Consider the following 11,623-nt stretch of genomic DNA (forward strand, 5'->3'; position numbering starts at 1 on the left):
CCGATCAGTCTGCGCCTTCACCGCCCCAAGCAGCCAGTCCCGGCAGGTCCGGCGGCTGGCGCAGGGCGTCGAGGACGACGTTCACCCCCGCGCGCAACGGCGTCCCGCGGCGGACCACCGCCGTGATCGTGCGGGTCACCGGGGTCGACAGCTCGCGCGTCGCGACCCGGTAGCGGCGGTCGACCGCCAGGCCCGGCAGGAGCGCGATCGACAGCCCGGCCTCGACGTGCTGCAGCGTCATCAGGTAGTTGCTGAAGCGGCACACCACCCGCGGCTCGAACCCCGACTCGCGGCACAGCCGCAGCGTCAGGTTCGCCATGTACGACTGCGGCACGTCCAGCGCCCACGGCGCGTCCGCGTAGGCCGACAGGACCGCCGGGCCGCGGGGTGCTTCCGACGGGGTCACCAGCACGATCGGGTCCGTCGCCAGCGGGACGATGTCGAGGTCCGGGCCGAGCGGTTGCTCGACGAAGTCGGTCGTGGTGATGATGACGTCGGCGTCGCCGCCGCGCAGGGCCGGGATGCTCTCGTGCGGCTCCAGCTCCAGCAGCTGGACCTCGAGGTGCGGGTGTGCCAGCCGGGTCACCGCCGGCACGGCGAGGGTGTGGATCGCGCTCTGGAACGCGCCCAGCCGGACCAGGCCGGCCGGCTCGCCGCCGAGGCTGCGCAGTTCCGCCTCGACGGTGTCCATGTGGTCGAGGATCGCCCGCGCCCGGCGCGCCAGCACCAGCCCGGCCGGGGTCAGCCGGACCCGGCGGCCGGTGCGTTCCAGCAGCTGGGTGCGGGTTTCCGCTTCGAGCACCGCAAGCTGCTGCGACACGCTCGACGCGCTCAGGTTGGCGTCCTGCGCGACCGCGCGGACCGTGCCCAGGGTGTCGAGCCTGCTCAGCAGCCGCAGGCGCCACGGGTTCAGCATGCCGCCATCCTTGTCCGGCAAAACCGAACAGGAAAGCCGGAATCGTGAGATGGACGTGGCGCTCGGCACGGATTTACCGTCGAAGCCATGGCCGCACCCTTCTGGGACGACGCCGACCGGCACCTCGTGCGGTACGGCGGCACGTTCACCCCCGAAATCATCGACCGCGCCGAAGGCAGCTTCGTCTTCACCGAAGACGGCCGCCGCATCCTCGACTTCACCTCCGGCCAGATGAGCGCGATCCTCGGGCACTCGCACCCGGAGATCGTCGAGACCGTCCGGCGGCAGGTCGGGAAGCTGGACCACCTGTTCAGCGGCATGCTGAGCCGCCCGGTCGTCGATCTCGCGAGGCGCCTCGCCGAGACGCTGCCGTCACCGCTGGAAAAGGCCCTGCTGCTGACCACCGGCGCCGAGTCGAACGAGGCCGCCGTCCGGCTGGCCAAGCTCGTCACCGGCAAGCACGAGATCGTCTCGTTCGCCCGCTCGTGGCACGGCATGACCCAGGCCGCGGCGAGCGCGACGTACAGCGCCGGCCGCCGCGGCTACGGCCCGGCCGCACCCGGCAACTTCGCCATCCCGGCCCCGAACGCGTACCGCCCGGACTTCACCGACGCCGCGGGTGACCTGGACTGGCGGCGTCAGCTCGCCTTCGGCTTCGAGCTGATCGACGCGCAGTCGGTCGGCAGCCTGGCCGCGTTCCTCGCCGAGCCGATCCTGAGTTCCGGCGGCGTCATCGAGCCGCCACCGGGCTACTTCGCCGCGCTGGCCGAGAAGTGCCGTGAACGCGGCATGCTGCTGATCCTCGACGAAGCCCAGACGGGCCTCTGCCGCACGGGCACCTGGTACGCGTTCGAGCGCGACGGCGTCGTCCCCGACATCCTGACGCTGTCCAAGACGCTCGGTGCGGGCCTGCCGCTGGCCGCGGTGCTGACGAGCGCCGAAATCGAGCAGGAGGCCCACGACCGCGGCTTCCTGTTCTTCACCACGCACGTGTCGGACCCGCTCCCGGCGGCGGTCGGCAACACGGTCCTGGACGTCCTGGCCCGTGACCGCCTCGACGCGCGAGCGCTTTCCCTGGGCGCGCTGCTGCGCCGCGGTCTGGAGGAGATCGCGGCCCGCCACGAGGTGGTCGGCGACATCCGCGGCCGCGGCCTGCTGGCCGGGCTGGAACTGGTGGTGGACCGCGAAACCAAGCGCAGCTCGGACGAGCTGGGCGCCCGCGTGACCCGGCGGTGCCTCGAGCTGGGGTTGCACATGAACATCGTGCAGCTGCCGGGGATGGGTGGGGTGTTCCGGATCGCCCCGCCGCTGACGGCGTCCGAGGAGGAGATCTCGCTCGGGGTGTCCATCCTGGACCAGGCGATCGGGGACGCGGTCAAGACGCTCTGAACGAAGAAGGCCTCCTTGCCGGCCCGGGGAGCCGGCAAGGAGGCCGTCGTTCACGACGACGTCAGAAGCCCGCCGTCACCTTGGTGAAGTCCCAGTCGTTCTGCGCGATCCCGCTGCACGCCGACTGCACGCCGCCGCCGGGGCAGCCGCGGTCGCGGTTGACGGACCAGAACGCCAGGCGGCCGATCTTGTTCGTCTTGGCCCAGTTGGTGATCTGGGTCCACGTCGACAGATCCGTCAGCTCCTGCTGGTCCGACAGCCCGTTCATGCCCGAGATGCCGAGGTGGCTGTACGCCGTGGCGTCGTTCCACCCGAACGTCGACTTCAGCTTGTCGCGCAAGCCGTTCGCCGCGCTCACCGTGCTGTTGTACATGTTCGCGCCGCCGCCGAAGTCGAACGGCATGATCGTGTACACGTCCACGTTCGCGCCCAGTGCCTTCGACTGGTCGATGAGCCGGTTCCCGTAGTAGTTGGGGCCGGTCGTCGACGTGCCGAACGTCAGGATCGTCTGGATCCCCGGGTTGTTCTGCTTGACGATCTTCAGCGCGTTCAGGATGCGGTCCTGCACGGCCTCGTTCTCGAACTCGTCGGAGTTCTCGATGTCGATGTCGATCGCCTTCAGCCCGTAGGCGTTGATGACCTGCTGGTACGCGCCGGCCAGCGCGGCCGGCGTCGAGCAGTTCGGGCCGAGCTTGTTACCGCTCCAGCCGCCGAACGACGGGACGACCTGGCCACCCGCCGCCTTGATCTGCGAGATCGCGGTGGCGTCGGCGCTGCCCGACAGCGGACGGCTGCTGTCCCACGCCGGGTTGCAGCCACCGGAGGCGTTGATGAACGCCATGGTGAACCACTTGACGCCGGTCGCGTTCATCACCGTCTGCGGGTTCGGCGGGCTGCCCCAGCCCAGGTACAGGTACGGCGCACCCTTGCCACCGGTGCCCGGCGGCGGGGTGGTCGTGGGCGGGGGCGTCGTCGTAGGCGGCGGTGTGGTCGTGGTGGGTGGTGTGCCCCCGGCGGCGCACGAACCCCCGTTCAGCTTGCAGTTCGACGGCGCGACGTACGAACCGGAGTACGCCACGTTGAAGCCGAAGCTCGCGCTGGCGCCGTTGCCGACGTTGCCGTTCCACGAGTTCTTCACCGTGACGTGCTGGCCGGACGCGGTGTAGCTGCCGTCCCACAGCGACGAGATCTTCGCGCCGGAAGGCAGGTCGAACTCGACGGTCCAGGACGCGAGCGTCGAGCCCGAGCCGTTGGCGATCGTGTACTTGCCCTCGTACCCGGTGCCCCAGTCGGAGCCCTTCGAGAAGGTCGCGGACACGCCACCCGCCGCGTTCGCCGGGGCGATCACGAACATCGCGCCGATCGTGGCGGCCGCGGCCGCCAGCCCGAGTGCGGGCAGCCACCGGCGCGTCACGACAGGCCGTTCTTCATCGCGGTGATGAGCTCGCCGCCGGTGGTGTCACCGGTGAGCTCCCAGAAGAAGGCACCGCCGAGACCCTGCTGCTTGGCGTAGGACATCTTGCCGCCGATGGTCGACGGGGTGTCGTAGCTCCACCAGTTGCTGCCGCACTTGGCGTACGCGGTGCCGGCGAAGGTACCGGTCGACGGGCAGGTGTTCTTGAGGACCTTGTAGTCCTCGATGCCCTGCTCGTACGTACCCGGCGCGGGGCCGGTCGCCGTGCCACCCGGGGTCGACTGCGTGACGCCGGTCCAGCCTCGGCCGTAGAACCCGATACCCAGCAGCAGCTTGCTCGACGGGACGCCCTTGCTCTTCAGCTTCTGGATCGCCGCGTCGGAGTAGAAGCCCGGCGTCGGGATGCCGGTGAAGTTGGTCAACGGCGAGTGCGGGGCCGTCGGACCCTGCGCCGCCCACGCGCCGAAGTAGTCGTAGGTCATCACGTTGTACCAGTCGACGTACTGCGCGGCGCCGCCGTAGTCGGCGACGTCGAGCTTGCCGCCACTGCTGCCGTCGGCGGTGATGGCCGAGGTGATCAGGAACGACGAGCCGAACTTCGCCCGCAGCGCGCCCATCAGGTTCTTGTAGGCCGCGGCACCGCTGGTGTCACAGGAGAGGCCGCACGAGTTGGGGTACTCCCAGTCGATGTCGATGCCGTCCCAGATGTCCGCCCAGCGCGGGTCCTTGAGCAGGTTGTAGCAGGACTGCGCGAACGCGGCGGCGTTCTGCGAGGCCTGGCCGAAGCCGCCGGAGTAGGTCCAGCCGCCGAACGACCAGATGATCTTGAGGCCCGGGTGCAGCTTCTTCAGCTTGCGCAGCTGGTTGAAGTTGCCGGCCACCGGCTGGTCCCAGGTGTCGGCGACGCCGTCCACGCTGCCCGCGGCGTCGTAGGTCTTCTGGTAGTCGGCGTACGGGTCGTCGTTCGCGGTGCACTGCCCGTTCTTGACGTTGCCGAACGCGTAGTTGATGTGGGTCAGCTTGCTCGCCGAGCCCGAAGTCTCGATGTTCTTGACGTGGTAGTTGCGCCCGTAGACACCCCACTGCACGAAGTAGCCGACGTTCTTCAGCCCACCCTGCTGCGGCGGCGTGGTGGTCGTCGGCGGCGTGGTGGGCGTGGTCGGGGTGGTGGGGGTGGTGGTCGGCTGCGTCGGCGTCGTCGGCGTGGTGGTCGGGTTCCCGCCGCCGGCGTCGCAGGAACCGCCGTTCAGCTTGCAGTTCGAGGGGGCGGCGTAGGTGCCGGAGTAGCTGACGTTGAAGCCGAAGCTGGCGGTCGAGCCGTTGCCGACGTTGCCGTTCCAGCTGTTCTTGACGGTGACGTGCTGCCCGGAGGCGGTGTAGCTGCCGTCCCAGAGGGAGGCGATCTTCGCGCCGGACGGGAGGTCGAACTCGACCGTCCAGCTCGGCAGCGTCGCGCCGGAGCCGTTGCTGATCGTGTACTTGCCTTCGTACCCGGTGCCCCAGTCGGAGCCCTTGGTGAAGCTGGCGCCGACACCGCCGGCGGCACTCGCCGGCACGGTGACGAGACCGACCGCGATCGCGCCGACCGCGGTGAACAGACCGAGGAGGTGCCATCTCTTTCTGGACATTGCTCTCCCTTGAGCCAGGTGCGGGACGGCGGACACCAACACCGACGGCGGGGACCAGGCCGGTGTTTTGCGCCGTTTTGCGAAGACGGTACGTGGTCCAGACCAATTAGGGAAGAACAACTACTTACCGTGCCGAACGGGGGGTGACCAGCCGGGACGAAGGTCAGTTCACTGGTCCAGTCCAGTTACGGAACGCACCGATCGCTACCGTCAGGTGTCGACGTTCTCGTACTTCCAGACCATGTCCAGCAACGGCAGGACGCTCGGGTCGGGCGTCCCCTGCCGGTCCGGATTCGCGAGATCGATGCCCGCGCGGGCGAAGTAGTCCGCGACCAGCGACTGGAACCGAGCCACCACGCCACCCGAGTCCTGGATGGCCCGCACGACGAGCTCGGAGCGGTAGGTGGAGAACGAGAACTGGCGCGACGTACGACCGTGCTTCTGCCGTTCGTCGTAGCCGATCTCCTCGAAGTGCTGGTCCAGCATCTTGTCCAGCTCGTGGGGGGTGGGCGGCTCGGCACCGACGCCGACGCCGGGAAGGCGGCGGAGCGTCAGGCGGGGCACCTCGTCGAGGAAGTGGCCGGGGTACCGCCTCTGGTAGTCCGCGAGGAGGTCGACCACCGCCTTCTCCGCGTCCTTGGCCGAGAGGTAGACGACGATGACGTCCCGCACCGTCGTGGCCCGCGCGTGGTCGGCGAGCTTGACCCAGGTGACCTCCGGCAACGGGTGGATGCGTGCCTTGACGAACTCGTAGACCTCCGCGATGTGCCGCGGGTGCGGGTTGAGGTAGACGCGGGTGCTCGGCAGGTTTCCCTTGTCGGCGAGCTGCAGGGGGTAACCGGAACGCGAGTTCTTGATGTCCTCGTCCGAAGTGCTCCCGCGCAGCTTCCGGGCGTCGAGCGCGTCGATGTACTCGCCCGCGGAAGGGGCCGGCATCCCCTGCTTAACGTCGGACTGCTTGTAGAAGTCGTCGTAGAAGGTCTTGGCGTCGACTCCCCCTTGCTGCCACTTCGCCCACATGTCCATCAGCTGGCGCCGGGCGTCGGGGGAGAAGTCGGTCCACGCCGCCGGCGCTTTCTCCTTCTCCTTCTCTTTCTCCTCGGCAACGCGCTTGGCGGGTTGCGAGGAAAGGTTTCCCCGGGCCGTTTTGACCTCGTCGAGTGAAGGGACGAAGCCACCTTTCCCCGGGGGTCGTTCGCCGTACTTCTCGTTCAGCCGCCCCCAGAGATCGGTGAGCGCGCCCATCGACGCACCTTCCCCGAGCGCCCGGTACAGCTGGTCGAGGTACTCGTTCCACACCGGCGCCGGAACCTTCGAATCGGCCGGAAAAGTGCTCAGCACGTTCCAGAGCCCGCTGTCGGTGCTGGTGAAATCCTTGATCCGCTTCTTGGCGGCGGCGGCCAGCTTCTTGTCCGCCTTCTTCAGGCTCTTGATGCGGGTCTCGTCCGCGCCGGAAAGCCGGACCCGCTGCACGACGAGGGACGTCACGGCCGCGTTGCCGGCCAGCTGGTTGAGCCGCAGCAACTGCGCGACCTCGGGGTGGCGCACGGGCGTCGCCGGGCGGCCGCGGGGCACCCGCTCGCGGTCATCGGGCCGATGGGCTTTCACGATCACCCGCCATCCCGGACGGGGCGCACGCGGCCCGTCCGCGCTTTTCCACCCGGGGCCGAACCCGGTGATCGTCCCACGGTGACACGGGCCGATCACCGGGTCCAGCGGCACCCGGGCGGTAACGCGGGCAGCGTCGGCTGCCCTCGCGAGCAGAGCCTCACAGGCCGCGCGCGGTGATGTCGCCGGCCGCGGTGGTCGCGTGGATCGTCAGCTGGGCCACGCCGTCGACGTTCTTCAGCGAGTTGCGGATCCGGCCGTGCGACGTGCCGGCGTCCAAGGCCGCCGAGACGCCGGCGGCGATCTCGATGTCGCCCGCGTCGGTGCGCAGCGACACCACGCCGGGGCCGGCTTCGACGACGCGGATGTCGCCCTTGCTCGTGCGGATCTCCGCGTCGCCGGTCAGGCGGCCGACCGAGACGTCGCCGTCGCGGGTGGTGAGGTGGGCGCTCGCGGCTTCGTCGAGGTCGATCGAGCCCTGCTCGCTCTCGACGGCCACGGCGCCGAGCCGCCCGACGGCCAGGAGTTCGGCGGCGGCCGCCTTCAGTTCGACGCGGGAACCGGCGGGCAGGCCGACCGTCACGTCGATCGCTCCGGACGCGCCGAAGTACTGGTTCTTCGCCGGGGCAGCGATCCGCAGGACGCCGTCGGCGTAGTCGACGGTGGTCTGCTCGGCCGCCTTCGCGTCGCGGCTCTTGGCCGGGTCCGCGGGGCGGACCTCGACCGTGGTGTCGGCCCGGTCGGCGGCGACGAACCGGATGCGCGCCGCGGGAACGGTCAGGACGGCGGCGATCGGGGCGGGGGTGGTGAACGTGGTCATGGCGGTGGTCTCCTGGTGCGGTCGTGTTCTCTTCGGTGTGAGAACCACGATCGCCGGGGGCGCTGACACGGCGTGGCCACGGCGCTGACGCGGCTCAGTCAGCGGACCGCGCGCCGTGGAGGGCCGAGGCGACGAGGGCGACCGTCGGGTCTTCGTCGCCGGCCAGCCGCTGGAGGAGGTCCCGCGGACCGGTACCGGGCAACTCGGCGAGGGCCTGCGCCAAGCGGATCCGCACGGCGGTGTCCGCGGTGAGTTCGGCGGCGAGCGCGGCCAGGATCCGTTCACCGCACGCGGGGTCGAGGGACAGCGTCCCGAGCACCTCGGACGCCTCGACGTCGTTCGTGCCCTCGGCCACCATGGCGACGAGCACCGGCACAGCGTCGGTCACACCCCGCCTCCCCGCGGCCAAGGCCGCCCGCCGGCGCACATCGGGTTGCGGGTCCTCGAGCGCGCCGGTGAGCACCTCGGTCGCTTCGGGACCGGGCAGCGACGCGACCGCCAGCACCGCGCGGCGCCGGACATCGGCGTCGGCCGACCGGACCCCGGCCGCCACGCCGGCCAGCCCGTCCCCACCCGCCCGCGCCAGCGCCCACCGCAGCGCACCGGCGACGTTCGGATCCCGTTCGGCGAGCACGGCTTTGACCAGCAGCTCGGCGGGCAGCGGCACGTCATCACCCGGCGCCAGGACGGCCTGCTGCCGGCTCGCGGCGCTCGGCGAAGCCAGGCCGTGCAGGAGTTCGACGACACGCAGGACGTCCGCCCAGCCTTCGGGCGCCGACGCGTCGATCGCCCGCAGGCGGTCGAGGAGCTCGCGTTCCCGGTTGAGGCGTTCCTCGGTCCGCCGGACCAGCTCACCGACCAAAGTGGACGGAGTGAAGTCCGGATCCGCGAGCGCGCGGCCGACCTGCCGCAGCGACAACCCCAGCGAGCGCAGGCCTTCGACGTGGAAGATCCGGCGGATGTCCGCTTCGGAGTATTCGCGGTAGCCGCCGACCGTGCGCCCGGTCGGCCGCACCAGCCCGAGGGAGTCGTAGTGCCGCAGCATCCGCGTACTCACCCCGGACCGGCGGGCCACTTCCCCGATCAGCACGCGGTTTCCCCCGCGCGCTCCGGACCGAGCGCGACGACCCGCTTCGCCTCGTCGACCCCGAGGTCGAACCCGGCGTCCGGGTCACGCAGGAGGTTTCGCGTGGCCCGAGCGTGCGCCCGCACGGCCGGGTCTTGACTGGTGAGCCCGGTCCGCAAGGCGTCCTCGACGACGTCCCCGAGCGCGACGAGCGCCCGGCTGAGACTCAGCCGCACGGCCCGATCCCCGCGCCCGAGCTGCGCGGCCAGGTCCACGGCGAGCCCCTCCCGCTCCCCCTCGGGCACGAGCACGACGGCGGCCCGCCAAGCACTCCGCGCGACCTCCTCGTCGGCGTCGTGCAGCAACGCCCGCGTGATCTCCGGCCACACCGACCGGTCACCGATCTTGGAGAGCGTGTGCAGCGCCTGGCTCCGGGCCTGCGGCACCGCGGACCGCAACTCCACAACCAGCTTCGGCACGGTGACGTCCGACGGGAGCCGGGTCAGCGCCCAGGTGAGCATGTCCCGCACAAAGAAGTCCGGCTCGACGCCGGCCCGTGCGACAAGCGCTTCGACGTCGCCGGGATCGGCGCGCGTCCCCACCGCGAGCGCGGCTCGCAACCGCACCGACGAGTTCGCGGCACTCAGCTGTGTCGGGTCCATGGTGACCACCTCCTCCCCCGTAGTGAAGAGGTTGTCACAGTGTGAAGGTCAAGCAAGTTCGGGAAAAAGAAGAAGACCCCCTCTCGCGAGGGGGTCTTCTTGCTGTCTCAACCAGACGTGCGCCCGAAGGGATTCGAACCCCTGACCTTCTGATCCGTAGTCAGATGCTCTATCCAGCTGAGCTACGGGCGCGTGTTCAGTTGTTCTATAACCTAGCACCCGGCGAACCGGGTACCAGCGGAGGCTCCGGGATTTGAACCCGGGAGGGGGGGTTACCCCCAACCGCATTAGCAGTGCGGCGCCATAGACCAGACTAGGCGAAGCCTCCTGGGCCCAACGACCACTGCTCAGATAGGTTACACACCCCCGGATCACGCCGGAAAGGCACCCCCCTCACGCCCGTCGCAGCAGTCTGAGCAGGCGTGGAGAGCGTCCGCCCAGTCCTTCCGCTTCGAACGTCGCGATGCCGACGCGGGGCAGTTCGCGGACGCCCGGGTAGACCAGGTACCTGGGGACCCAGCGGGGCTGGAACTTCGCGTTGAAGCGGTAGAGCGTTTCGATCTGGATCCAGCGCGAGAAGAAGTGCAGCACCTTCGCCGCCGTCTTCGCGACCGGGCCCGCGCCGATGCGCTGGCCCTGTTCCATCAGGGCGCGGAACGCCGCGAAGTTCAGGGAGACCTGGGTGATGCCGTGGCGGCCGGCGGCCAGCAGGAGTTCCGAGATCATCAGCTCGTTGACGCCGTTGTCGGCCGTGCGGTCGCGGCGCATGACGTCCAGGGACAGACCGGTCGCGCCCCACGGGACGAACTGGAGGACGCCGCGGACGCGGCCGCCCTGTTCGGCCGTCACCAGGACCGACGTCGGGTCGCCCATGCGGCCCAGTGCCATCGAGAAGCCGCGCTCGGTGTCCGTGCCGCGCCAGTTCGCGGCCAGGGCCGTCAGCTCGTCCAGTTCGCCGAAGCGCAGGTCTTCGGTGCGGCGGACCAGCACCTTGTAGCCCGCGCGCTTCGTGCGGGCCGCCGCCTGGCGGACGCCGCGCATGACGCGGCCGTCGAGGGTGAAGCCGTCGACGTCGACGACCGCTTCGTCGCCGATCTCCAGTACCTCCAGGCCGAAGCGGGCCCAGACCGTCGCGCCCAGTTCCGACACGCCCATCGCGGCCGGGACCCAGCCGTTGCGGCGGCAGACCTCCAGGTACTCCTCGATCGCGCCCGGCCAGGCCTCGTGGTCGCCCAGCGGGTCCGCCGAACACAGCGCGACCCCGGCGATCACGCGGTACGTGACCGCGGCCTTGCCGGTGCGGGAGAACACCGCGAACTTGTCACGCCGCAGCGCGAAGTAGCCGAGGGAGTCCCGCTCGCCGTGCTCGTCCAGCAGCTTGCGCAGGCGGGTGACCTCCTCGTCGCTCAACCTCGGCGCCGGCTCGGCCGACCGCAACAGGAAGTACGCCGAGACCAGGACCGCGGCCAGGCCGAACAGCAGGCCGACGGCGGCGGTCAGGTCCTCCAGCCACATCTGGTGGAACTCCGCGGGCCCGCTGGCCCCCACCAGCGCGAGCGCGGACTCCGCCAGCCGGTCCGCGAAGCTCATCGGCTCGAGCACCGCGTGCGAGGCCACCGACAGCAGGATGACGTTGATCACGAACCCGGCCAGCGCCAGCTGGAGGAACACGCGCACCGCGCGCCAGCGCCCGACCACCGGGTCCGGCTTCGCGACGAAGTAGCGTCGGCTCGCGATCAGGCCCACCAGCAGCACGACCGACACCAGGCCGGCGCCGAAGACGTGCCGCAGGCCGAGGTGCGACACCGTGAGCAGCACCGTCGCGCCGACCGCCAGCTGCCACGCGCGGCGCTTGCGCCGTCGCAGCCCCGCGGCCAGCAGCACCAGGAGCACGCCCGTGACCAACGCCACGGTGGCCGCCGCGACCGTGGCCTCCTGCGGCAGCTCCAGCCACTCCGACAGGCGCCCGCGCAGGCTGCGCCGCCCGGCCGGGACCAGGACCGACACCAGCGTCATCAGTCCGGCCAGCCGGGTCACCCAGGTGATCACCCCCACGGTGGTGGCTCCCGCCACCCGCCAGGTGGTCTGCGCGCGGGTACTCGTCACCACCTGTGCAACCC

Annotated in this window: 9 protein-coding genes and 2 tRNA genes; 1 reads left to right on the forward strand and 10 read right to left on the reverse strand. The window is 70.5% G+C overall.

Annotated elements, in window-relative coordinates:
- Positions 1-4: 4 nt before the first annotated feature.
- Positions 5-916 carry a LysR family transcriptional regulator gene (locus SD460_RS04550; RefSeq protein ID WP_290050572.1) on the reverse strand — a complete coding sequence of 304 codons (912 nt, stop codon included), beginning with the start codon at positions 914-916 and terminating at the stop codon, positions 5-7.
- An 87-nt stretch (positions 917-1,003) separates the two neighbouring features.
- Here SD460_RS04550 and SD460_RS04555 point away from each other — a divergent pair, with 87 nt between their 5' ends.
- Positions 1,004-2,305, forward strand: coding sequence for an aspartate aminotransferase family protein (locus SD460_RS04555; protein WP_290050570.1), 1,302 nt, complete (start codon positions 1,004-1,006; stop codon positions 2,303-2,305).
- A gap of 61 nt (positions 2,306-2,366) precedes the next feature.
- On the opposite strand, the gene SD460_RS04560 is transcribed toward SD460_RS04555, so the two are convergent.
- The 9 genes from SD460_RS04560 to SD460_RS04600 form a co-directional block, all read right to left on the reverse strand.
- Positions 2,367-3,659 carry a cellulose binding domain-containing protein gene (locus SD460_RS04560; RefSeq protein WP_438860547.1) on the reverse strand — a complete coding sequence of 431 codons (1,293 nt, stop codon included), beginning with the start codon at positions 3,657-3,659 and terminating at the stop codon, positions 2,367-2,369.
- A 56-nt stretch (positions 3,660-3,715) separates the two neighbouring features.
- Entirely contained in the window at positions 3,716-5,347 is a 1,632-nt protein-coding gene (locus SD460_RS04565; RefSeq protein WP_290050566.1) for a glycosyl hydrolase family 18 protein, read from the reverse strand.
- A gap of 210 nt (positions 5,348-5,557) precedes the next feature.
- Positions 5,558-6,961, reverse strand: a complete 1,404-nt coding sequence (locus SD460_RS04570) for a T3SS effector HopA1 family protein (protein WP_290050565.1) — start codon at positions 6,959-6,961, stop codon at positions 5,558-5,560.
- A gap of 154 nt (positions 6,962-7,115) precedes the next feature.
- Complete coding sequence (locus tag SD460_RS04575; RefSeq protein ID WP_290050563.1) at positions 7,116-7,775, reverse strand: DUF4097 family beta strand repeat-containing protein; 660 nt, start codon at positions 7,773-7,775, stop codon at positions 7,116-7,118.
- A 94-nt stretch (positions 7,776-7,869) separates the two neighbouring features.
- Positions 7,870-8,865 (reverse strand): HEAT repeat domain-containing protein, encoded by a 996-nt coding sequence (locus tag SD460_RS04580; RefSeq protein WP_318305942.1) that lies wholly within the window; start codon positions 8,863-8,865, stop codon positions 7,870-7,872.
- A complete protein-coding gene (locus tag SD460_RS04585; protein WP_290057029.1) occupies positions 8,859-9,503 on the reverse strand; it encodes a HEAT repeat domain-containing protein in 645 nt (214 codons plus the stop codon). The genes SD460_RS04580 and SD460_RS04585 overlap by 7 nt, the downstream gene beginning before the upstream one ends.
- Before the next feature lie 118 nt (positions 9,504-9,621).
- A tRNA-Arg gene (locus tag SD460_RS04590) sits at positions 9,622-9,695 on the reverse strand.
- Between the two features lie 46 nt (positions 9,696-9,741).
- A tRNA-Ser gene (locus SD460_RS04595) sits at positions 9,742-9,831 on the reverse strand.
- A 65-nt stretch (positions 9,832-9,896) separates the two neighbouring features.
- Positions 9,897-11,612: a phosphatidylglycerol lysyltransferase domain-containing protein gene (locus SD460_RS04600; RefSeq protein ID WP_290057030.1), complete on the reverse strand. Its 1,716-nt coding sequence runs from the start codon at positions 11,610-11,612 to the stop codon at positions 9,897-9,899.
- Positions 11,613-11,623: the final 11 nt, after the last annotated feature.

The sequence above is a fragment of the Amycolatopsis solani genome (assembly GCF_033441515.1).
Classification (GTDB): Bacteria; Actinomycetota; Actinomycetes; order Mycobacteriales; family Pseudonocardiaceae; genus Amycolatopsis; species Amycolatopsis solani.